Here is a 22,163-nt window from a genome sequence, read left to right on the forward strand (position 1 = left end):
GCGCCATGAGTCAGTCCGCACGGACGTTCAGCTATGACCCGTTGCCGTACGCACCGGTGCTGCCGGCGATGCTGGCCAGTCTGGTTGGTGATTACGGCGACAGCGACTTCATCGTTTCCTCGGTCGGTGACGGCACCGTCGAGCGGATCACCTATGCGCAGGCCGATTTCCGGTCTGCCGAGATGGCCCGGCGACTCGTGGCGGCCGGAGTGACCAAAGGTGTCCGCGTCGGAGTGATCGCACCGAACGGGCCCGACTTCGTCGTCGCGTTCCTGGCAGCCACCAGGATCGGTGCTGTCGCGGTGCCGATCAACACTTTCTTCCAGCCGCAGGAGTTGAGGTGGCTGCTTCGCGATGCCGACATCCACACGCTGCTGTCGGTCGACTCGCTGCTCGGCAAGGACATGCTAGCGCGGGTCGCCGAGGCCGCCGGTGGCTTTCCCACGACGGCCGGGCAGCTAGCTATAGAGCGACTACCCCACTTGCGCAACGTCTTTGCGCTCGGCGACACCGATCGGCGCTGGCCGACAGCCTGGCCGGAGCCGGTGTCCGAGGCATTCCTGCGGGCGTGCGAATCTACCGTGCGCCCATCCGACGACCTGGTGGTCATCTACACGTCGGGAAGCACGTCGGATCCCAAGGGCGTCATTCACACGCACGCCACGGTGATCACGCACTCCCGCTTCATCGCCACCCAGCACGAGTGGAAGCCCCACGACCGCGTCTACATCCCGATGGCGTTCTTCTGGGTAGGTGGATTGGTCTTCGGCCTGCTGGGGCCGATGCAGACGGGCATCACGATTCTCACCGAGCATCGATTCGAGGCCGGTGATGTGCTGCGCCTGCTCGAATCCGAGCGGGCCACCTACGCAACGGGTTTCCCACATGTCGGTCCGGCCCTGGCGAATCATCCGGATTTCGCACGCACCGACCTCTCAAGCCTTCGGGAGGGATACCACCAGGTCCTGCTGGCGCCGGAACTGCGCGCCAGCGATCCTTCGTTGCGGGTAACGCAGCTAGGGATGACCGAAACCTGCAGTTCGCACACGTGGTGGCCGCCGCACGAGCCCGTACCCGAGACCAAGCGCGGTTCGCTCGGCGTATCCGCACCCGGCTACGAGCACAAGATTGTCGACTCCGGCGCGGAGGTGCCCAATGGCACGGTCGGCGAGATTTGCGTCCGAGGTGTGGCCATGATGCGCGGCATCATCGGACGGCAGCGCGCCGAGGTGTTCGACGCCGACGGTTGGTATCACACCAAGGACGCCGGGTACCTGGATGATGACGGGTTCCTGTACTTCACTGGCCGCACCGACGACATGATCAAGACCGCGGGGGCCAACGTCGCGCCCGTCGAGGTCGAAGCGGTGATCACCGGCATCGACGGCGTCCGGATCGCTTATGTTGTCGGCCTTCCCGACGCGGACAGGGGCGCGGTGGTCTGTGCGGTAGTCGTGCTTAACGAAGGACGGCACACGTCGCGAGACGAGCTCGTCACCGCATGCCGAAAACAACTCGCCGCCTACAAGATTCCGAAGAGGTGGGCGATCCTGCCCGACGCCGACCGGCTGCCATACACCACCACCAACAAGATCGACAAGAACCGGCTGGTGCAGCTACTGGAGTCCGGGGAATTGGCGTGACGGACCTGGAAGCGCGCATCGCCCGGTTGGAAGCCATCGACGAGATCCGGCAACTGGCCGCCAAGTACGCGGTGGCGTTGGACATGCGTGACTTCGATTCCTTGGCAAACCTTTTCGTGGATGACATCGGAGTGCCGGGCAAGGGTCGCGGTCGCGCGGCGATGCGGGAGTGGTACGACGCCCAGATCCGGCGCTCGCTGTTGGGGAGCGCGCACGGTGTCCTCGGCCACGTCATCGACGTGCACGACGCCGACAACGCCAGCGGACTCGTCTACTCGCGCAACGACCTAGAGACGCAGTCGAAATGGGTCATCGAACTGCTGGCCTACCTTGACAGCTATGAACGGCGCGACGGCCATTGGTATTTCGCCCGCCGCACACCGCTGTTCTGGTACCAGAGCGACATCACCGACCCACCGGTCGGGCCACGCAAGATGCGCTGGCTCGATACCCCGCACCACGACGGCGCATTCCACGACGCCTTCCCGTCCTGGGAGGCCTTCTGGACCGCCGACCCGGGACGCTTCGACGCGCCCGTCCCGGCCCCCGCCGCCGTCGGCGCGTGGTTGCGCACCCTGCGCCGGGGTGCCGACGTGCCTCGCGTCGACCCCACCGGCCGTACCGGCCCGGAGACCTGAAATGCCGAGCAATGCGATGAGTTTCATGTTCACCGATGAGCAGAACGAACTGCGCAATACCGTGCGCTCATTCCTGGAGAGCAAGGCCAACGAGGCTGAGGTGCGTCGGCAGATGGAATCGCCGAGGGGCTACGACTCGAGTGTGTGGGCTCAGATGTCTGACCAGATGGGCCTCGTCGGGCTGGCCATCCCGGAAGAATTCGGCGGGCAGGGCTTCAGCTTCGTCGAACTCGGAATTGTCATCGAAGAAATGGGCCGGGCTCTGCTGCCGTCGCCCTACTTCGCGTCGGTCGTGCTGGCGGGCAACCTGATCCTGCATTCCAGCGACGACGCCGCCAAAAAGCGATATCTGCCAAACATCGCATCCGGCGGCACCGTCGCGACGTTGGCCGTCACCGAAGAGTCGGGCCGCTGGGAAGTCGGCGCCATCCGGACGCGGGCGCGCAGCACAAGCGACGGGTGGGTGTTGGACGGAACCAAAGCGTTTGTTCTCGACGGTTGCAGCGCCGATGTGATCTTCGTGGCGGCCCGCACCGATGCGGGCATGTCGCTCTTCGCCGTTGACCGCGTCGACAGCCTTATTCGCCGGTCGTTGTCGACCTTGGACCAGACTCGCAAGCAGGCACGCATCGAATTCAGTGCAACGCCGGCGTCGCTGGTTGGTCGCGAGGGTGAGGCGTGGCCGGTGCTGATGCGGACCCTGGCGCTCGGCTGTGCCGCGCTGGCGGCCGAACAGGTCGGCGGCGCACAGCGCTGCCTCGAGCTGGCAGTCGACTACGCCAAGGTGCGCAGACAATTCGGCAAGCCGATCGGGTCTTTTCAAGCCATCCGCCACAAGTGCGCCGACGTCTTACTGGACGTCGAATGTGCCCGCGGCGTAGCACATTACGCGGTGCGTGCAGCAGCCCAACTCTCCGACGAGCTGCCGGCGGTCGCATCTCTGGCCAAGGCATGCAGCTCAGATGCGTATGCGCGCGCCGCCGCGGCCAACATCCAGATCCACGGTGGTATCGGTTTCACCTGGGAGCACCCCGCACATCTGTACTACAAGCGGGAAAAATCCTCCGGCCACCTGCTGGGCGACCCCACGTTCCACCGCGGACTGCTCGCCGACGAGATCGGGATCTAAGACCGGCACGCGCGGGCGCGTCAGAAGTCCGTGCCCCCATCGATGTTGATGGCCGCGCCAGTCATGAAGGCTGCGCGCTCGCCGAGCAGGAAGGCGATCAGCTCGCCCGCCTCGGCGGGGCGGCCTCCGCGGCGAAGGGCGACCCGCATGTTCCAGTCCGGATTGCTCGCCAAGTGCGTGTAGATCGCGTCCTCGAGTGGCACGTCGTATTCCGCCGCGCGCTGCGCGCGAATGAAGTCGTTCACCTCGGTGTCGAACAACCCTGGACACACAGCGTTCACTCTGATGCCGTCGGGACCGTGCGTTTTGGCCAGGATCTTCGACAGGGTCAGCACCGCCGCTTTCAGCGCGTTGTAGGGCGGTATCAGAATCTTCGGCGCCCGTACCGAGTACGCGGCGGTGGTCACTATCGTCCCGCCGCCGTTGCGCTGCAGGTGGGGGATGGCGGCGCGGCAAGAGCGGACGGTAGCCATCAGGATCAGCTGGTAGTACCAGTCCCACGAGTCGTCGCCGTGTTCGAGGAACGGTCCCTGCTGGTTCATCGGGCCAGCGGTCACGGCGAGACCTCGCAGCGGGCCGAGGCTCGTCGCCGCGTGATCGATAGCCCGGTCCACGCCGTCGCCGAGGGCGGCGGCGTCAACGGCGATTCCGACCGCACGGACGCCATGGTCGGCGCTCAGTTGCTCGGCGCGATCGCGGGCGCGGTTACCATCGCGAGCCAAAAGCGCAACGTTCGCGCCGTTTTCGGCGAGTTGCTGGGCGGCGGCGAAACCCATCCCGGTGGTCCCGCCGACGAGAACGAAGTTGCGCCCCGCCACACCCAGGTCCACGCCCAAGCCCCTTCCGTGCGAACCCTGACGCAACGCGCCCGGCAAAGGCCCATATTAAACAAAAGAACGGGAAATGTAGAAATGACCACTAATCTGCCTGTTGCAAGGGCGATCTTGGGCATAGATTGAACATAAAGAGCATATTTGTCGCGTAAGATGGCTGTTTCGGGTGGGGCGGCTATCACGGCAGAGGAGCGAAATGTCGACGGAACGGGCCACTGCCGAGCTGGACTCGGCCGAGGAGTTCGATCGCCGGGACCAAATTCTGGGGGCGGCGAACGAATGCTTCACCCAGCTCGGGATCGCGCGCACCAGCGTGCAGGATGTCGCGCGGACAGCCAACGTGTCGCGCGGCACGGTGTACCGCTACTTCGAGGACCGCAATGTGCTCATCGAGGCCGCCATCGAGTTCGGGGCACAGCGGTTCTATCGCGAAGTCGCGGTGGCGATGGCCGCGAAGGCGACGCTGGCCGAACAGGTTGGTGCGATGGCCGAAACCCACGCGAAGATACTGATCGACCACCGCACTCGAAACCGATTGATGGCCGATGACGCAGAGTTGATGCGACACATGATCTCCGATGGAGACACCGCAGTGCGCCGCACGACGGCATTTCTGATGCCTTACGTTCGCGACGCCCGGGAACGCGGCGAGATCGGCGCCGGTGTCGATGTGACGGCCGCCAGCGAATGGCTGGCGCGCATCATCTATTCGTTCTCCACCGTCAACGAGGCACAGACGTTCGACATGTCCAAGCCGGCGACAGTGCGGCGCTACGTCGAAACTTTCGCGATCAACGGTCTCCGTTGATCTCCGTCCTGCGCAAGACGGGCTTGGGCGCAACTGAACAACATATGTACTAGTGTTCACCAAAGGCGGATGCGGGCTGAGCCGCGAACGTGAGAAGAGGGCGCCATGAGTGAGCGGACTTTGGCCGGCAAGCGCGTCGTGGTCGTGGGCGCATCGGCCGGGATCGGGCGGGCTTTCGCGGTGCGTGCGGGTAAGGAGGGCGCGGAGCTTCTCATCGCTGCACGCCGCCGGGATCGGCTGGAAGAGGTTGCCACCGAGGCCGGCTGCGGTAGCGCGGTGATCGCAGATGTGCGCAGCATGGAGGATTGCGCGCGCCTCGCCGATGTCGCACGAGACGCCCTGGGCGGCATCGACTTGCTTTTCATATCGGTGGGTTACGCCCCGTTGCGCATGTTCGCCGATACCTCCGCCGACGACTGGCTGGACGTAATGCGTACCAACGTGATCAGCGTTCATCAAGTGATCAAGTCTTGTGTGCCGGTGCTTGCGCCCGCCGCGATCGTCAGCGCCCTGTCCTCCGAAACCGTGGGTCAGCCGAGGACCGCCCTCGGTGCCTATTCATCCAGTAAGGCCGCCCTGTCGGAGAGCCTTAACGCTTGGCGCACCGAGCATCCGAGTTTTCGGTTCTGCTGCGTTACGGTGGGAGGAACCGTGCCCACGGAGTTCACCGCGGCCTTTGATCCCGATCTGCTGGGGATTGTCGTTCAGGATTGGATCGCGCGGGGTCTGCTTCAAGAGGAGCTGATGACGCCCGAAGACGTTGCCGACGTGCTGGCAGGCGTTTTTGCGAGTGCACTGAACTCTCCCGCCGTCGGTCTCGAGCAGCTCGTCGTCCGTCCGCCGTCGTCGATGCGTAGGGCCGTGACGGCATGACAGCGCAAGTCCAATCAGCGTGGCCCGATCACCCCGAATACCGAATCGAAGCAATCCCGTGCCCTCATGCCGGTCAGGTGTGGTTCGGCGATGTACTTGTCGCCGAAAGTGACCGCTGCCTCGTGGTCACCGAGACCGACCACGACGACCGGCTGTACTTCCCCGAAGCTGATGTGCGGTGGGAACTTTTCGCGCCGTCGGACCACACCACCGTGTGCCCCTTCAAGGGCCGGGCAAGTTACTGGACGTTGAATGGTGCTGACCCCGCAATCGAAAACGTGGTGTGGACATACCGCACCCCGTTGCCTGAAGTGGCCGCGATCGCGGGGCACGTCTCGTTCTATGACGATGGATTGCGTGTCGTCGTCGTCGAACACTGGCCTGATGGCTCGAAGGTTCCTGTCACGTTCCCACTTTGGGGAGACGCAATTGAGCTGCAGAGGCTGATCGATGTTCAGCCCATGCAGAACGGCTGTTTCGTTGGGCCGGCTCATGGACGCACCCGTCGCAATGTTGTCGAGGGTGGACAACTCCTCGCCGAGGCCATCGTCGCCGCATCGAAAGTGCTTCCAGAGCAGAGAGTTACGTCGGCATCGATGATTTTCACCAAGGCGGCGTCGTTCGATGCACCGGTGGACCTGACCGTCGATGTTCTCCGCCGTGGCAGAACGTTCTCGTCGGCCGAAGTCCGCGTGAATCAGCACGGCGTGCTACGCAGCGCGGGAATCATTCTCGCGGACTCTGGTGCGAGCGAGGTAATGCGGAATACTGACCGGATGCCGGACGTGCCGAGACCCGATGCGGCGGTGCCCTTTCCGGGCTTTGGGATGACCGGGCGCGAAATCCGCGTGGTCGACGGGGCCTACGATCCAGACCCCGACCGGGTCGGACCGCCAGTGATCGATGCGTGGGTCCGATTTCGTGAGGCGCCGGGTGAACGCTATTTACAGGCCGCGCTGCTCGCTCAGTCGACGACGCATTGGACCATTGCGGCCGGTATGCTTCCCCACCGGGGACTAGGTGAAGCTCGCGCGCACGTCAGCCTTTCGACGGGAATCATCAAGGCCACCATCGCGTTTCACGACGAGGTGGATATTGCCGACTGGTTGCTGTACACCAATCACGCTTTTTGGTCGGGGCGCGGGCTGGTGCAGGGCGACGGGCGGGTGTTCAGCCAAGACGGTCGGCTGGCCGCGTCGTACACGATCCAGGCGATGGTCCGTGAATTCGCGGCCGATCCCGCCGCAATGGGGCACGACAGCCGAACGGCTATGTGATCGGCCGGGTAATGCCTTGCCTCAGCGCAGGCCGTTGATGGCAAATTTCTCTACATAGTCGCGGACGGTTTTTGGCTTCGTCATATCGAAGCTCAGTCCCTTATTGACCGTCGAAAAGGAATAAATCATGCGCGCGAGCCACTCGCTGGCCGCTGTGACGTTGATTCCTGCTCCGACCTCACCGCGTTTTTGCGCGTCGCGCACATAGGGTTCGAGAAACTTAGTCGTGCGCCGGACTGCACTGTCGCCATCGGAGACCATGTGTCGCATGAGCTCGGCGTCATCGGCCATGAGTCGATTGCGGGTGCGATGTTCCAGGAGGATCTTTGCGTGCGTTTCCGCCATAGCGCCGAGTTTTTCAGCGAGCGTGGTCTTCTTTTCCATCGCCGCGGCGACCTCACGGTAAAAGCGTTGGGCTCCGTGCTCGATCGCCGCCTCGATGAGTACGTCGCGATCGACGAAGTACCGATAGATGGTGCCCCGGGAGACCCTGGCCATCCGCGCTACGTCCTGCACGCTGGTGCGCTGGATGCCCAGTTGTGTAAAACACTCATTGGCGGCGTCGAGAATCTGTTCGCGTCGATCGAACTCGTCGGCGACCTCTGTTTCGGCAATTGCTCGGTCAGTCGACATGTCTTTCCTCCGCGTGCGGTGCCTATATTCCCAGCTCTTTATGCTACGTGACACCCGGTGTCGGTCTCCTGAAGCGCGCCAATCGCGCTAACGACACGCAGTGCAGGACTCGCCCAAGAAAGGTGGTCTTGGTGTCGAGGTACTCCATAATTCCTGCGCGCCCGTTTTCGCGGCCCAAACCCGACTGCCTCATCCCCCCAAACGGGGCGTGCGGTTGCAGCGTCCAGGTGTTGACACCGACGTTGCCTGCCCGCAGGGCACAGCTAACTCGCAATGCTCGGCTGACGTCGCGGGTGTAGACCGCGGCTGCCAGTCCGTAGGTGGTGTCGTTCGCCAGCCGAATGGCCTCGTCCTCATCGCCGAACGGGATCACGCTCAACACCAGAACGGAGATAGCGATCACAAAGCAAAAGGAAGTACAGACTCTGCAATGTTGTATTTTCCGAAACCCGTGGCCCGCCTGGCGTCCTCGGCGGCTCCGAACTGTAATCCGCGCCGTTACAAGCGAACTGGCCGCTAGTCAGTGTGTAGCGACAACGCCATCTGGGGGCACATGGCGGCCGCTTCACGAACAGCGGTTTCGCGAGCAGGTGGAACCTCTCCTACGGGAACCTGGGCCAACTACGACAGCCGCTTGGACCAGCCCCACTAGGCACGGCGACGAGGATCTGCAATTATTGAATAATAGAACGTCTGATGTTCCATTGTTACATAGCGGCAAGGAGTGGTGTTGTCTCGTTTGGAGGACAGATACGCGCTGGTCACGGGCGGAGCCCAGGGGTTGGGAGGAGCGATCGCTGAGGAGTTGGCCGGTCTGGGCGCCCATGTCACAATCGTCGATTTGAACGAAGAGAAGGGCCAGGAGCGCGTAGAGCGGATTCGCGCCAACCACGGGCGGGCCTCCTTCATCAAGGCCAATGTGGCCCACCGGGAAGCGATTGAAGCCGCCGTGCATCAGGTGGCTGATACCGGGGACGGCCGGATCGATGTCTTGGTTAACGCGGCCCAGTTCTTCGCCATGCCCAAGGCGCTGGAACTTGTTACCGAAAAGGATTGGGAACTCTCAGAGGCCACTGGGCCCAAGGCGACCTTCCGGTTCATGCAGCTCTGCTTTCCGTTCCTCCGTGAGTCCGGACGGGCGTCAGTGATCAACTTCGTGTCAGGGTCTGCTCTGGCAGGCATCGCCTACACCGCCCCCTACTCGGCGGCCAAAGGCGCGGTGGCCGCGCTGACCAAGGTCGCCGCCAACGAGTGGGCTCGCCACCGCATCCGAGTCAATGCGGTGTGCCCGTTTGCCCTGACCGAAACCCAGCAAAAGATGATCGGCACCGAATGGGACAACTACACGCGGACCGCAGCCGCCTCGCCGATGAAACGCGGCGCTGACCCCGTTGAGATTGCGCCGGCCGTGGCTTTTCTGGCGGGAGACGATGCAGCGTTCGTGACGGGCACCATACTGCAGGTCGATGGTGGCATGACCGAGCTATCGACGGTGGACTACTCGCAATCGCCGGGAGTCTTTGGTTAACAGGCCAATTCATCCGACGACGCATGACGCAAATGCCAGAAGCTCACCGGCCCGCCCCTGCGCTCACCGCGCTGAATCGGCCCTTCTGGACCTCGGGCGCGGACGGAGTGCTGCGCATGCAACGCTGCACTTCCTGCGGGCGGCTCTGTCATCCACCCTCGCTGTTGTGCCCTCATGACCATGCGGCGACCGAATACGTCGAACTCAGCGGCCGGGGGTTGGTCGAATCCTGGACGGTGAATCGTCATCAATGGTTCCCTGGGTTCCTGTCGCCATACCTCATCGCCTTCGTAAATCCGGTCGAGGACAAACGGGTGCGCCTGCTGACCAACCTGGTGAATGTCGAACCTGACGACGTCACCCACAACATGCCGGTGCGCGTCATCTTCGATCGATGTGTAGATGGTGACGACGAGGTGTTCATTCCGTTGTTCGAACCGGAGCGCTGATGACTAAGGGGTTGACCGATCGGATCATCATCAGCGGCATCGGTCAGTCGGCAATCGGTCGTCGACTGGGGCGGGATCCGCTAGAGCTCACCGCCGAAGCATGTCTGGCCGCAGTTGCCGACGCCGGTCTGACGGTGGCCGACATCGACGGCCTCACAACGTATCCCGGCAGCTCCCAACCGGGCCTCGGATTCTCCGGGGCGTCACTGCGTGACATCCACGACGCCTTGGGAATCGAGCCGAATTGGGTCGCAGGGGGAGTGGAGTCCCCGGGTCAGCTCGGCGCGGTGGTCGACGCCATGCTCGCTGTGACGGGCGGGTTGGCCAACCATGTGCTCTGCTGGCGCAGCATCTGGGAGGGCACCGCGCAAGGTGCCGGCCGACGCAAAGGATACGGGTCCGGGGGCGGCCGTCCGGGTGGAATGCTGTCCTGGCAGCTTCCTTTTGGTGCCACGGCGGCTAACTTGGCGGCTCTTCAGATTCGCGCGCGGATGTTGCGATATGGGCTTACTCGCGAGCAGCTCGCGTCGATCGCCATCGCGCAACGGAGTCACGCCGCTCGTAACCCCTCGGCGATCTACCGCGATCCGCTCGACCTCGAGACATATCTCAACGCGCGCATGGTCTCCGACCCGCTGTGCATGTTCGACTGCGACATCGCCTGCGACGGCGCCACCGCATTCGTCGTTTCCCGCGCCGAGCATGCCGCGGGGCTCGACCACCCGGCGGTGACCGTCGATGCGGTCGACTGTGCTCACCACGACCGCTTCATGTGGGAGGGCGGTCAAGACATCACCCGTATCAGCTCTCGATGGTCCACGATCTGGGATCGGACCGACTTCACCGCCGCCGATGTCGACGTCGCCTCGCTGTATGACGGGTTCAGTGTCTTCGTGCTCTGCTGGCTCGAAGACTTCGCTTTCTGCCCGGTCGGAGAATCCGGCGCATGGGTTTCGGACCCTCACCGCATTTCGCTCGGCGGAGAGTTGCCCCTCAACACTGCCGGAGGGCAGCTATCGGGAGGACGCCTGCACGGCTTCGGACATCTGCACGAAGCGTGTTTGCAGATTCGAGGCCAGGCTGGAGAGCGACAGGTCCACGGTGCCAAGCTGGCTGCGGTAGGCGTAGGAGCAGCCAACAGCGGCACCACGGCGATGTTGTTGCGGCAGGTGTGAGAATGCGGATAACCAGGCGGTCACCAAGTCCGAGGAGGAATGTCGATGGCTGAGACTCAAGCACCCAAGTTGGGGTTCATCGGCCTGGGCAATTTGGGTGCGCCGATGGCCAAGCGACTCGTCGAGTGGCCCGGCGGCCTGATTGTTTTCGACGTAAGAACCAGCACGACAACGCCGTTCGCCGAAGCCGGGGCGGAGGTGGCCGGGACCGCGAGCGACGTGGCGGCCGCCGACATCATCAGTGTCATGGTGCTCAACGACGAACAAGTCCGCGGCGTGGTGGCCGACCTCACCGCTCACGCCCAACCCGGCACCGTCATCGCAATACATTCCACGATCGACCACAACACTGCGTCCGAGCTGGCAAAGGAGCTCCAAGCCAAGGGTATTCAGCTCATCGACGCGCCGGTCAGCGGTGGTGTGGAGGCGGTCAAGACCGGTGAACTCGCTGTCATGGTGGGCGCAGGCCGGGAGACCTACGAAAGGGTCAAGCCGGCGTTCAAACAGTGGGCGTCGATGGTCGTCCATGCCGGCGAGCCGGGCGCCGGCACGCGAATGAAACTGGCGCGCAACATGCTGACCTTCACTTCCTTCGCGGCCGCTTGTGAGGCGATGCAGCTGGCCGAACGTGCGGGCCTTGATGTTCAAGCGTTGGGCCGTATTGTGCGTCATACAGACGCACAAAGCGGTGGCGCCGGCGCCATGATGTTTCGCGACGACATGAGCCGCCCACTCGACCCGGATCATTTTCTCTACCAGCCGTTCACGCACACCTGCGCTCTGGGAGAGAAGGATCTCAGCCTGGCGCTACGTCTTGGCAGGGAAATGGGGGTCGATCTTCCGCTGGCCGAAATCGCTTTGCAGAATCTGGCGGAAGGACTCGGAGTTCCACACTCGACTATCGCGGATTCTCCCTGAACGCGCTGACGCGCTCAATACGTTTGTCGCAGATGAGAATAGCGAGCGGTGGCGCCTCGACTTCACTCGTCGCGAAGCAACACGGTGGCCGGGCGGGCCGGCGCGGGACTGACCTAGCCTGCATGTCTGTCTCGTTCGGAGTCACTTTCAGGTGATCGGGTCAGCGCGTCGAGAGGCCATTCATCAATGCGTCTATTAGCCCGTCGTAACGTCTGATCGCCTCGCTTACCGACGATGTGACGCTGAGCATGCGATATAGCGTGGCTCCAATAAATGCGTCAGCGGCAGCTTCGATGTCGGCGTCGGCGCGGATTTGACCCAACGAGATGCCGGCGTGCAACCGCTGCATCACCGCGCCGTGGAAGCGGCTAGTGAGTTGTTGGTACAAGGTGTCGCGGTCTCGAAGGTTCTCAGCGGCGGCAGCGGCAAGAGCGCGGACGAGTGCGATGTTCTCGGGGGCGGCACTTAGCGCGGCGGATTCGTGCATCCAGGTCCTGAGATCTTCGAGCGTGTCTCCCGTATCTGGAAGAGTGAAGTCGGCTTGCGCGTAGGCCTGCATTACCGCTTCGGCCACCAGAGGAGCTTTCGACGGCCACCGTCTATATACCGTTTGCGTTCCCACTCCGGCATTGGCAGCGACCTTGTCCATTGACACTCCGCTGTACCCGACTTCGATCAGAAGGGTGCGCGTGGCGTCGAGTATGGCCTCATGCACGGCCGCGCTACGCGGTCGCCCTCGGCGGGGTTGGCTCACGTCACGACCCTAAGCAAATCTTGGACGCGTTGACTCCCATACGTCTGGGCGAGGGAGCCATGTACATCGGCACCACGATGTGTCATTATTTACGAGAAAAAATATCTCGTAAATAGAGACATGATCGCTATCGCTCGGAATACTGTTAACTTCAATGACCGACACAACTGCTCGTCGTTCGGATAGGGCCCGCGAGCAGTGCGTCGGGGTCATCGTCACCGTGATCGGTGTCGCACACTTCGTCGTTCCACGGTTCTTCGACCCCATCAACCGCCTCGGCTTTGCCGAACACGCGCGCATGTTTACCTACATCAACGGTGCCATCGAAACGACGATCGGGGTAATGATGGCGAGCCCTCGAACGAAACGGCAGTTGACCATCGTATGTGCTTGTTACGCAATTCATTTGACGACCAACATCGTCCGCAATCAGGTTCGGATTCGGCGCGGATGCAGTCAGGGGAGCCGATGGCTCGGGTAAGGGGAGCGAAAGGTGTCGATCAGTCAGACCGCCCAAGGGGTTGCCGAAGCCATTAGGCCTTTCAGTAATGCCGTCCGGATGAACCTGGCTGCCGCGATACGCACCCGCCGACGCGGCTACGACGGTTGGACCGGCGCGGTGAACACGGACTATGACCCACAGAATCCGATCACCGCTGCCCAACCATTCGACGCCTACCGCGCCCTACACAGAAGTGGCCGGGTGCACTACAACCCCAGGCGTGCCACCTGGATCGTCAGCCGACTCGACGACGTGCGAGCTGCACTGCGCGACACCGATGAGGTCACCAGTACTCAAGGGGTCACCCGATTGAGAATGTCGGCACCGCTCGCGGTGCTGACCGACGGCGAAGAACACGCCCGACTCCGTAAGCAGATCCAACCGGGATTCAGCAAGGGAGCCATGCGCGCTTGGCAGGAAATCGTCGAGAAGCTGGCCGCGGAACTCGTTGCCGACCTGTTGAACAACCCCGGCTGCGATGTCGTGCAGCACTTGGCGATACCAATGCCGATCCGCCTGATCGCTCAGATCCTCGGGGTACCCGAAGACGACGTCGATGACTTCCGTCGGTGGTCCGAAAACGCCGTGAAAGTCATGGAATTGAGCCCGACACGCGCGGGTCTCACCGAGGCAGTCCGATCCATATCCGCAATGGTGGCGTTGCAGCGCTACTTCGTGAGGCAATTCGCACAGGGCGCACTCAAAGGATCGGGCACTGTGCTGGGGCGGCTCCTCGAACACAACACCGATGGCAGCCTCACCGATCGTCAGCTTTGGCTCATCGCAATTCACCTGTTGATCGCCGGGAACGAAACAACCACGAACCTTCTCGGTGGAATGTTCGACACTCTCGCCCATCACCCCGATCAGTACGACTTGATCCGCGCCAATCCCGACCTCATCCCGATCGCCGTCGAGGAGCAACTCCGCATCACAACGCCAATACAGAACCTCTACCGCTACACCCGCGCCGACTATCAAATCGGGGGCGTCACCATTCCCGCCGGGTCACGCGTGCTGCTCTCCTTCGGAGCGGCGAATCGCGACCCCGCAGTGTTCGACGAACCCGACGAGTACCGCGCTGACCGCAACCCGCGAACCCACGTCGCCTTCGGCTACGGCCCACACATGTGCATCGGCGCACCACTCGCTCGAATGGAAGCCCAAGCCGTGCTTCGGCAACTCGTCACCCACGTCAGTCGCCTAAACCCCACCGGCTCGACCATTTGGTCGACCCACAGTTCCTTACGCGGGCCGACCCACCTACCGATCCGTCTGACGCCAGCCTGACAGTCCTTTCCGGGCGAGCACAGACTGCGCCAGCCGCGCCTCTGAAGTCACTGATCCGATGGCCACGCCGATCTGCGCGGAGAGCCTTGAGACACCGCACGGTCCGCGTGCTCATCGCGTCGTTCCCTTTCGCGCCGATTTTGTTTCATCGCCTCAAACGGCACACGACGTCACTCGAAAGCGATGACACCGCGGATATTCTTGCCGGCCCGGAGGTCTTTCATGGCCTCGTTGATGTCGTCGAGCTTGTATTTCTGCGTGACCAGCTCATCGAGCTTGATCAGGCCCGCCTCGTACATCGACAGTAGTTTCGGCATGGCTTCCCGCGGGTTCATCTCGCCGTAAAGCACACCCTTGAACGTCTTACACGAGCTGATCATGTCAGTAAGGACCATCGGCACCATCAGGTCGGTGATCTTGGGCATTGCGGTCAGCACGCACGTTCCACCCTTGCGCAACAACATCATTCCCATCATCACCATGTCTACGGGCACGACTCCGGGCGTGAGAACGACCCGGTCGGCCATCACCCCCCAGGTGATCTCCTTGACCAACTCCAGTGCGACACCGGTGTCGATAGCTGTGTGGGTGGCGCCGAACGTCGGCGCGATCTCACGTTTGAACTCGTTGGGGTCGACGGCGATTATGTGCTTCGCGCCCGCGACCCTCGCGCCTTGCACGGCGTTCATGCCGATACCACCAACACCGACTACGACGACCGTGTCACCCGGTTGGGTGCCCGCAGCGACCGAACCGGACCCGAATCCCGTTGTCACACCGCAGGAGACCAGCGACGCCGCCTCCAGGGGGATCCAATCATGGACTTTGACCAGTGAGCGCTCGGATGCCACTACGTACTCCGAGAAGGTGCCGACCTGCATCATCGCCATGAGGTCCGCGCCCCCCAGATGGCGACGTCGGGTGCCATCGGTGGTCATCGCCTTGTCGTAGATATCGGCGCCCACGTCACACAGGTAGGAGTAGCCGGTCGCGCACCATCGGCAGCTGCCGCAGGCGGGGAGAAACGAGATGGCTACGTGGTCACCGGGCTGCAACGTCTTCACCCCGGGGCCGACCGCTTCCACAACACCGGAACCCTCGTGGCCGCCGAGCATGGGAAACCACTCGGGCACCGGGAGCCCCGATGCCCGCATCATCTCTTCCATTTCCTTACTGGGCACACTGTCGCCGGTGTAGAAGTGCTCGTCGGAGTGACAGATGCCGGCGTACGCCATCTTCACCAGGGCCTCGCCGGCATGTGGCGGATCGAGTTCGACCTCGGTGACTTCCCAGTCCACACCTACACCGTGCAACACGGCCGCTTTTGATTTCATCGCGGTTTCCTTCAGATGTCCTTCACCATTGTCGAAGTTCCGCCACGGCGCCGGACGGCCGAGGCGCAAGGGTTAGATAGGGGATGAAACTACTGCTGCCGCAACGAAGTACGGAGTAGACGACGTCGACCAGATGGTCGGCCTCGACAAGACCGCCCTGCATGTAGCCGTGGTCCATCCAGTAGTGGATGGCACTCTCCAGCGCCTTGGGATCCCAGGCCTTATTGAACTCGGTCTGTGAGTCGCCCTCACCGCCGAAGCAGTCTCCGACCGCAAGTCGGGTGAAGCCGATGTTGGGATGTTCGATGCGCCATGCCTCGACGAGCTTGTCGAGGGCGGCTTTGGACACCGCATACGCGCCAAGCAACGGCCACGGCGCGGAATAGGAGGCGCTCAAAGATGATAGGTAGACCGCGGATCCGGTCGAGGCGGCCAGGTGCGGCGCCGCGGCAGCGGTGACGAGCGACGCACCGGCCACGTTGGTAGCGAACAGCTTCGCCCACTGCTCGGCGCTGACATCGGTGAGCGGTGCGAGCACGCCGACGCCTGTGGTGTACACCAGCGCGTCCAGGCCGCCGAAAGTATCGACGACTTCGTCCATCGCCTGCCTACACACCGCATCATCGGTGACATCGCAGGCGACCGCGACCGCGCCGTTGCGCGCCTCTTTGGCCGCGCTCTCCAGGCGGTCACGACGCCGGGCGAGGAAGGCGACCCTGGCACCCCTGTCGGCCAAACCCATTCCGATGCATCGGCCCAGACCCGCAGACGCTCCGACCACGGCAACTCTCAGCGGTGGTTTCTCAGGCATCGGCTCTCCTCGAAGCATTTGAGAGGAACATTATCATTTCGGTAGAAGCATGATATTCAGGCGTCGAAAACAATCATTTCCATATAGGTGCGACAGAGTTCCGCCTTCCGGGCAGAAGACTATCGCCGCAGGACTTTTCGCGGTTCGAGGGCGAAGCTCAGCAGGAGCCGGTCGAGAACGTTGGCCGCCCTGGCCCGCGCCTTGGCTGGGCGGTCGGCGTGCGCTACGAGCAGCGCTGCCTCCTCGACTGCCGCCACCAGTAGATGGGTCAGCTCGCCGACCGGGTGGTCGTCGATAATGCCCTCGGCGATCGCTTCGTCCACCATCTCGTTGATCAGGGCGATGCTGTTGCTCTCCTGGATGGACCGCAGCGTTCGCCAACCGAGCACCACAGGCCCGTCGATGAGCATGACGCGCTGCACTTCGGGCTCGAGAGCAGACTCGAGGAATCCGCGCATCCCGACGGACAACTTTTCCCACGCATCCGCGCCCGGCGGGGGTGAGGCGAGCGAGCGCAGCGTCAGGTCGCGTTCAACTTCTTCGAAGACCGCACGAAAGAGTTCGGCCTTGTCCTTGAAGTGGTGATAAAAAGCACCGCGAGTGCCTACACCGGACCTCGTCACCAGGTCCGAAATACTGGTTTCGAAATATCCTTTCTCGACGAACAGCGCGCGAGCGGCGTCGACTAAATCGCGCCGAGTCCGGTCTCCCCTCGCCCGGCGCTCGACGTCGGCGCCACCACGCTTGGCCATTCCAGCATCGTAGCAACATTCAACCTGTATGTTGAGTGCTCAACGCACGATGCCGATCACCCGCATCAGCCCGAGGTCGTTGTGGGACTTGAACCCCGCGGGTGCGTCACAGATGGCGGGAATGGTGTTCACCGGCTCCATCGCCGTCCACGCATAGCCGACGTAGCCGGGTTTGGCGGTGTCGCGAGCGTTCTGGTCACCGCGCAGAATCAGTTCGGTGCCCGGCTCGCCCTCGATCACGATCCTGTAGTGGTAGTAGGGTTCCCAGTCAGGTTTGGGCTCTATGGCGTCGTGTTCGATGAACGAGTACAGCTCGTGCAGCGTGATGAACGGCCTGCCGTCCACCCATGCCGTCCAGAGATGATGCTGGGCGGCGACGGTTCCCTTTTTGATCACGCCCTGTAGACCGGGCATGTCCATATCTGCGGTGCCCTCGTACGGGATGTCGCGGGTTGCGATGCCGAGCTTGACCTCCGTCATAAACTTCTCCACGGTTTTGCCCAGTCCTTCCACGACCATGGTCAGCGACTGTGCGAACAGCGACCAGGCGTCGGCGAAGAGATTGCCCTTGGCGAACTCGTCCGGCGTCTTCCCGAAGCCCATCTCATCTAGATATTTCAGGGTGTCTTTGTTGAAGTTGACCGCCTCGTAGATGTGGATGTGGTCGGTCCTGCCGACGATCCGGGCCAAGGTGAGCACTAGCAGGTCCGCGGCGCAGCCGGGATGGATTCCGCCGCCGTGGAACGACGTCGCACCCTCGGCGCATGCGGCCTCTATCTTCTCGATGTCAACCGCGTTGGCCTCGGTTCGATGCCACCACGCGCCACCCGAGGCGACGACGTTCTTGCCGCCGCGGAGCAGTCGGCAGATCTCGTCGACGTCTGACCACAGCGGCGCATAGAACACGCAGTCCGCGTCTAACGCCTCGAGCGCGTCCTTGTCGGTGGTGGCCACAACGCCGATGGCTGGAACCCCGACGAGCTCGCCGGCGTCTTTGCCCACCTTCTCCGGGCGATTGCACAGCACCCCGACAACTTCGAAGACGGGGTTGTGCGCCATGTGGCGCAGCGCGAGCGTCCCGACATTGCCCATGCCCCACTGGATGACGCGGTACTTCTTGCCGGTGGTCGATTCGACGGACATGGCGGCGACGCTACCAATAGCCGGTAATTCGTATATGCGGTTTCGTAAACGCCCATTTCCGTAGGCTGGCAGACAACCTTCGTATTGTATGTTGCCCTAATGGCAGACGAAGAGGTTCGCGCGTACGGATCGGTTGCGCCGTTGAAAGTGGGCTTGCTCAACGATTATCCGACCCAAGCCGGCACCGAGAACGACACTCTCGACACACTGCGGTTGGTCTTCGACGAGGCGGTCGCCGCGGGTCTGGTCGACCGGCCGATAGAACTGGTGGAACGCCATGTGATCGGCCTGCCCAACGGCACGTACCACGCCGTGGAGACTGCCTACGACGAGCTGGTGGCCGAGGGGTGCCTCGCGATCTACGGTCCGTATGTCTCCGACAACGCGGTGCCATTGGCCGCGCACGCCGATCGGGTGGCCAAGGTTCCCAATATCATCCTGTCGGGCTCCGAGGGGGCGCTCGGCGAGTGGACGTTTGCGCTCAACAACGGATCGATGCCCGAAGAGCCGGTGATGCTGGCCGCCGTGATGCTCGGGGACGGCCGGTCGCGGATAGCCATCGCCTACGAAGCCTCTCTGATCGGTAAGGAGTACCTCGCGTTCGCCGAAAAGGCTTATTCCGCTGCCGGATTGAAGGTCGTGAGCACGGTCGCGATACCGCAGGTGGAAGCCGACAAGTCCAAGGTCGTCAACGAGCTGCAGAATGCCGAGCCGGACGCGCTCGTGCACATCGGGTTCGGCCACGGGCTGTGGGGCTTCACCGACGCGCTGCTGGCGGCAGGATGGAACCCGCCGCGGTACACCACCACGGCATTCGAGATGGCGCACATCAACGCCGAGTGGATGCGACAGCTGTCGGGCTGGGTCGGGCTGGACAGCTACGACGAACGCAACCTCGTGGGGCAGGCGTTCCTGGATCGTTTCGAGGCCCGATTTGGTCGCAGGCCGGCACATTCGATGCCCGGCCTGACGCACGACGTGGCGACGGTGATAGCGCGCGGCCTCGCGGCGGCCCGGCCGTTGACCGGGGATGGCGTTAAGGACGGCATCGAGCAGGTCAAACTCGTCCCGTCGGCCAGTGGGGCGCCGGGGACATTCCTGCGATTCGGCCGCTACATCCGGCAGGGCTGGATGGGAACGGACTATTTGATCGCGCGCCGGGTGCTGCCGGACGGTTCGGCGCACGTGTTCCACGCGGCGCCCAGCGACCACATCTCACGCGCGGTTGGTGTCGGCACCCGCTAGCCGGATCGCACCGAACACCGGGGCGGTGACGACGCCGGGTGGCGCAGCCAGCACGTCGGGAATCGCGCGGACCGCCCCCATCGCGATCATGAGATGCCCCGGCTCGGCGTGCGTTCCGGAAGGCTTGTCGTCCCATCCGACGTCCAGCTGCAACTCGAAACTGGGTTTGCCCTTGATGACGGCCCGGATCAACGGTGCCTTCTCGCCGGGGGCGAGTGGCTTCAGGCCCCACTGCGGCAAGTCGCGGGTAAGGACCCACTCCTCGTGGATGGCGAGCAGCGGCCGGTCAGACCAGTGGCCAACCCACGAGAACCGTTGTCCGACGACAGTTCCCGCTTCGATGGTGCCGGCGCGGACCTGAAGGTCGTGGGGAAGTGTCGTGGCGTCTACCGACACGTCGACATGTGACAGCGTGATCCCAAGGACGTCGGCGGTGGCGTTGAGCGCCTGGCGATAGGCCAAATCGAGCTTCTTGATGATCGGAGAATCGACGCTGACGTCTTCGGGCGGTCTGCCCATGCCCATCAGGTCAACGAGCATCGGTTTGCTGTCGACCGCCGACACGTCGGTGGACTCGTAGAGATCGATCCGGTCGATGCTCTTGCACAGCGCCGTTACCGTGGCGACCAGGCGTTCGAACATGAAGCCCGGATTCTCACCCGCCGCATGGAAGCGGGACCCGCCTGCGCGACAGGCTGCGACAAAGGCGCGCTCGGTCTCCGCCCCACAGGTGGGCAGATGGTTGTACGAGGTGGTCGTGATGACACTTGTTCCCGACGCGAGCAGTCGGCAGATATCTTCGGCGTTGGTTTCGGCGGCATGCGCCTTACTGGCGGCGTGGATGACGACGTCAGCGCCCAGCGCGAAGATCTCCTCCTTGTCCGAGGTGGCTACCACTCCGGTGGTGGGCGGCAACCCGCACAAGGTTCCGGCGTCCTGCCCGGCCTTGGCCGGGTCGTACACCAGCACACCGACCAACTGGTAATCGGGATTCTCAATCAGTTCCTGCAGCGCGGCACGGCCCACCGCGCCGGTAGCCCATTGCACGACTCGAGTTGCCAATCGAACGCTCCTGATTGCTCTTTCGGCGATCCACAGTTATTGGTGCCCTCAACCTACATCATGTAGGTTTTCAACCAGCAAGGTGTATGTTGTGCGAGCCTATGCACGAGTGAGGAGTCGTCACATGGCCGAGCCGGCGACTGTTGAGGAGCTTGAACAGAGCATTCGAGACGCACAGGACAGATTCAACCAAGGCATGGGTGCCGACGGCGACGCATCGCCATATCCGATGCTCAGGAAACTCCGTGCGCAGAGTCCGGTGCACGCCGGCTGGCCGGAGATGGGGATGGTCGGCAATTCGGGTGACGGCCCGCCAACCTTCACCGCCTACACGTTCGACACCGTCAAGGCGATCTTCACCGACAACATCACCTTCAGCACGCGCTGCTATGAAGATGTCGTCCGGCCACTCCAGGGTCCGACGATCCTGGAGATGCAGGAACCCGAACACGCGGTCTATCGCAAACTGCATGAGTTCGCCTTCGCCCGCTCTTCGATGAAGCGCTGGGACGCCGAACTCGTCGGCCCCTTGGTGGACAAAACCATCGCGAAATTCAAGGACGCCAAGCGTGCCGACCTCGTCGACGCGGTTTTCATGCCGATCCCGGTGCGGGTGATCGCGGCGCTGCTGGGCCTTCCGGATGCCGATGTGCTGCAGTTTCACCGACTCGCCATCGACCTGCTGGGTTTCCGGGGGAACATGGAGTGCGCGTTGCGCGCGTCGGCCGAGATGAAGGAGTACTTCGTCGGGATACTTGCCGACCGACGCAAAGACCCCAAGGACGACATGGTTTCGATCCTGGCCGGTGCCGAGGTCAACGGCGTGAAGATGTCCGACGAACAGATCTACGGTTTCATGCGCAACCTGCTGCCGGCCGGCGCGGAGACGACCTCGAGGTCGACGGCCAGTCTTGCCCTGGCCCTCTTGACGCATCCCGACCAACTCGACGCCGTCCGTGACGATCGCACGTTGCTAGCTCAGGCCATCGAGGAAGGGATCCGCTGGGAAACCCCGCTGCTCAACTTCATGCGGGAGGTCACCTCCGATACCGAGATGGGTGGCGTCCACATCCCCAAGGGCGCGACCATGATGCTCAGCCTGGGCAGCGCGAATCACGACGAAACGCGATGGGACGAACCCGAGAGGTTCGACATCTTCCGGGAACGCAAGCCGCACATCGGCTTCGCTCACGGGGCGCATGTGTGCCTCGGAATGCACCTGGCCCGGCTCGAGACGACCAAAATATTCAATGCGATATTCGATGAACTCCCCAATCTGCGGCTCGACCCGGACGCGGCGCCGCCGTACATCACCGGCACGATGTTCCGGTCCCCGCCCCGCCTTGACGTGGTGTGGGACTGAAAG

The 22,163-nt window shown here is 63.0% G+C and carries 24 protein-coding genes and 1 pseudogene; 14 read left to right on the forward strand and 11 right to left on the reverse strand.

Going from position 1 to position 22,163, the window contains the following annotated elements; all coding sequences use genetic code 11:
• Positions 1–5 precede the first annotated feature (5 nt).
• The 3 genes from AC5Y4H_RS12995 to AC5Y4H_RS13005 are packed head-to-tail and all read left to right on the forward strand — an operon-like array spanning position 6 to position 3,410.
• Complete coding sequence (locus AC5Y4H_RS12995) at positions 6–1,643, forward strand: class I adenylate-forming enzyme family protein (RefSeq protein ID WP_499982241.1); 1,638 nt, start codon at positions 6–8, stop codon at positions 1,641–1,643.
• The gene (locus AC5Y4H_RS13000; RefSeq protein WP_499982242.1) at positions 1,640–2,281 is read left to right on the forward strand and encodes a nuclear transport factor 2 family protein; all 642 of its coding nucleotides are present in this window, start codon (positions 1,640–1,642) and stop codon (positions 2,279–2,281) included. The genes AC5Y4H_RS12995 and AC5Y4H_RS13000 overlap by 4 nt, the downstream gene beginning before the upstream one ends.
• A gap of 1 nt (position 2,282) precedes the next feature.
• Positions 2,283–3,410 (forward strand): acyl-CoA dehydrogenase family protein, encoded by a 1,128-nt coding sequence (locus AC5Y4H_RS13005; protein ID WP_499982243.1) that lies wholly within the window; start codon positions 2,283–2,285, stop codon positions 3,408–3,410.
• Positions 3,411–3,430: 20 nt separating this feature from the next.
• Here AC5Y4H_RS13005 and AC5Y4H_RS13010 read toward each other — a convergent pair whose 3' ends face one another.
• Positions 3,431–4,240 carry an SDR family NAD(P)-dependent oxidoreductase gene (locus AC5Y4H_RS13010; RefSeq protein ID WP_499982245.1) on the reverse strand — a complete coding sequence of 270 codons (810 nt, stop codon included), beginning with the start codon at positions 4,238–4,240 and terminating at the stop codon, positions 3,431–3,433.
• A 199-nt stretch (positions 4,241–4,439) separates the two neighbouring features.
• Between AC5Y4H_RS13010 and AC5Y4H_RS13015 the strand changes: the two genes are divergently transcribed.
• From AC5Y4H_RS13015 to AC5Y4H_RS13025, 3 genes are all read left to right on the forward strand, one after another.
• Positions 4,440–5,051, forward strand: a complete 612-nt coding sequence (locus AC5Y4H_RS13015) for a TetR/AcrR family transcriptional regulator (RefSeq protein ID WP_068268263.1) — start codon at positions 4,440–4,442, stop codon at positions 5,049–5,051.
• Between the two features lie 105 nt (positions 5,052–5,156).
• Positions 5,157–5,924: an SDR family oxidoreductase gene (locus tag AC5Y4H_RS13020; protein ID WP_499982249.1), complete on the forward strand. Its 768-nt coding sequence runs from the start codon at positions 5,157–5,159 to the stop codon at positions 5,922–5,924.
• Positions 5,921–7,201, forward strand: coding sequence for a DUF427 domain-containing protein (locus AC5Y4H_RS13025; protein WP_499982251.1), 1,281 nt, complete (start codon positions 5,921–5,923; stop codon positions 7,199–7,201). Before AC5Y4H_RS13020 ends, AC5Y4H_RS13025 begins: the two co-directional genes overlap by 4 nt.
• 21 nt (positions 7,202–7,222) lie before the next feature.
• Here AC5Y4H_RS13025 and AC5Y4H_RS13030 read toward each other — a convergent pair whose 3' ends face one another.
• The 3 genes from AC5Y4H_RS13030 to AC5Y4H_RS13040 form a co-directional block, all read right to left on the reverse strand.
• Positions 7,223–7,834: a TetR/AcrR family transcriptional regulator gene (locus AC5Y4H_RS13030; protein ID WP_499982253.1), complete on the reverse strand. Its 612-nt coding sequence runs from the start codon at positions 7,832–7,834 to the stop codon at positions 7,223–7,225.
• A gap of 43 nt (positions 7,835–7,877) precedes the next feature.
• A complete protein-coding gene (locus AC5Y4H_RS13035) occupies positions 7,878–8,237 on the reverse strand; it encodes an aldehyde dehydrogenase family protein (protein WP_499982254.1) in 360 nt (119 codons plus the stop codon).
• A gap of 113 nt (positions 8,238–8,350) precedes the next feature.
• Complete coding sequence (locus tag AC5Y4H_RS13040; protein WP_499982256.1) at positions 8,351–8,455, reverse strand: ferredoxin; 105 nt, start codon at positions 8,453–8,455, stop codon at positions 8,351–8,353.
• A gap of 109 nt (positions 8,456–8,564) precedes the next feature.
• On the opposite strand from AC5Y4H_RS13040, the gene AC5Y4H_RS13045 reads away from it, so the two are divergent.
• Genes AC5Y4H_RS13045 through AC5Y4H_RS13060 form a run of 4 tightly spaced genes read left to right on the forward strand, consistent with a single transcriptional unit; the run spans position 8,565 to position 11,904 of the window.
• On the forward strand, positions 8,565–9,362 hold the full coding sequence (locus AC5Y4H_RS13045; RefSeq protein ID WP_499982257.1) for an SDR family NAD(P)-dependent oxidoreductase: 798 nt from the start codon (positions 8,565–8,567) through the stop codon (positions 9,360–9,362).
• Positions 9,363–9,394: 32 nt separating this feature from the next.
• Complete coding sequence (locus AC5Y4H_RS13050; protein ID WP_499982259.1) at positions 9,395–9,811, forward strand: Zn-ribbon domain-containing OB-fold protein; 417 nt, start codon at positions 9,395–9,397, stop codon at positions 9,809–9,811.
• Entirely contained in the window at positions 9,811–10,986 is a 1,176-nt protein-coding gene (locus AC5Y4H_RS13055) for a thiolase family protein (protein ID WP_499982260.1), read from the forward strand. Before AC5Y4H_RS13050 ends, AC5Y4H_RS13055 begins: the two co-directional genes overlap by 1 nt.
• A gap of 39 nt (positions 10,987–11,025) precedes the next feature.
• Positions 11,026–11,904, forward strand: coding sequence for an NAD(P)-dependent oxidoreductase (locus AC5Y4H_RS13060; protein ID WP_499982262.1), 879 nt, complete (start codon positions 11,026–11,028; stop codon positions 11,902–11,904).
• Positions 11,905–12,064: 160 nt separating this feature from the next.
• Here the strand turns inward: AC5Y4H_RS13060 and AC5Y4H_RS13065 are convergent, their stop codons facing one another.
• Both AC5Y4H_RS13065 and AC5Y4H_RS13070 read right to left on the reverse strand, forming a co-directional pair.
• A complete protein-coding gene (locus AC5Y4H_RS13065) occupies positions 12,065–12,478 on the reverse strand; it encodes a TetR/AcrR family transcriptional regulator C-terminal ligand-binding domain-containing protein (protein WP_499982364.1) in 414 nt (137 codons plus the stop codon).
• Positions 12,479–12,658 (reverse strand): annotated as a pseudogene (locus AC5Y4H_RS13070) (TetR/AcrR family transcriptional regulator); the annotation flags it as partial.
• Between the two features lie 154 nt (positions 12,659–12,812).
• Here AC5Y4H_RS13070 and AC5Y4H_RS13075 point away from each other — a divergent pair.
• Both AC5Y4H_RS13075 and AC5Y4H_RS13080 read left to right on the forward strand, forming a co-directional pair.
• Positions 12,813–13,139: a DoxX-related protein gene (locus AC5Y4H_RS13075; RefSeq protein WP_499982265.1), complete on the forward strand. Its 327-nt coding sequence runs from the start codon at positions 12,813–12,815 to the stop codon at positions 13,137–13,139.
• Positions 13,140–13,217: 78 nt separating this feature from the next.
• A complete protein-coding gene (locus AC5Y4H_RS13080; protein ID WP_499982268.1) occupies positions 13,218–14,450 on the forward strand; it encodes a cytochrome P450 in 1,233 nt (410 codons plus the stop codon).
• Between the two features lie 170 nt (positions 14,451–14,620).
• On the opposite strand, the gene AC5Y4H_RS13085 is transcribed toward AC5Y4H_RS13080, so the two are convergent.
• From AC5Y4H_RS13085 to AC5Y4H_RS13100, 4 genes are all read right to left on the reverse strand, one after another.
• Positions 14,621–15,784 carry an NDMA-dependent alcohol dehydrogenase gene (locus AC5Y4H_RS13085; RefSeq protein ID WP_499982274.1) on the reverse strand — a complete coding sequence of 388 codons (1,164 nt, stop codon included), beginning with the start codon at positions 15,782–15,784 and terminating at the stop codon, positions 14,621–14,623.
• A 22-nt stretch (positions 15,785–15,806) separates the two neighbouring features.
• Positions 15,807–16,613: an SDR family oxidoreductase gene (locus tag AC5Y4H_RS13090; RefSeq protein ID WP_499982275.1), complete on the reverse strand. Its 807-nt coding sequence runs from the start codon at positions 16,611–16,613 to the stop codon at positions 15,807–15,809.
• A 101-nt stretch (positions 16,614–16,714) separates the two neighbouring features.
• Positions 16,715–17,347, reverse strand: coding sequence for a TetR/AcrR family transcriptional regulator (locus AC5Y4H_RS13095; protein WP_499982278.1), 633 nt, complete (start codon positions 17,345–17,347; stop codon positions 16,715–16,717).
• 39 nt (positions 17,348–17,386) lie between these two features.
• A complete protein-coding gene (locus AC5Y4H_RS13100; protein WP_499982279.1) occupies positions 17,387–18,490 on the reverse strand; it encodes an NAD(P)H-dependent amine dehydrogenase family protein in 1,104 nt (367 codons plus the stop codon).
• Positions 18,491–18,589: 99 nt separating this feature from the next.
• On the opposite strand from AC5Y4H_RS13100, the gene AC5Y4H_RS13105 reads away from it, so the two are divergent.
• Entirely contained in the window at positions 18,590–19,735 is a 1,146-nt protein-coding gene (locus AC5Y4H_RS13105; RefSeq protein WP_499982281.1) for an ABC transporter substrate-binding protein, read from the forward strand.
• On the opposite strand, the gene AC5Y4H_RS13110 is transcribed toward AC5Y4H_RS13105, so the two are convergent.
• A complete protein-coding gene (locus tag AC5Y4H_RS13110; protein WP_499982365.1) occupies positions 19,706–20,782 on the reverse strand; it encodes an NAD(P)H-dependent amine dehydrogenase family protein in 1,077 nt (358 codons plus the stop codon). The genes AC5Y4H_RS13105 and AC5Y4H_RS13110 overlap by 30 nt on opposite strands.
• A gap of 139 nt (positions 20,783–20,921) precedes the next feature.
• Here AC5Y4H_RS13110 and AC5Y4H_RS13115 point away from each other — a divergent pair, with 139 nt between their 5' ends.
• Positions 20,922–22,160 carry a cytochrome P450 gene (locus AC5Y4H_RS13115; RefSeq protein WP_499982284.1) on the forward strand — a complete coding sequence of 413 codons (1,239 nt, stop codon included), beginning with the start codon at positions 20,922–20,924 and terminating at the stop codon, positions 22,158–22,160.
• Positions 22,161–22,163 lie beyond the last annotated feature (3 nt).

Source organism: Mycobacterium sp. NGS58 (genome assembly GCF_059812385.1).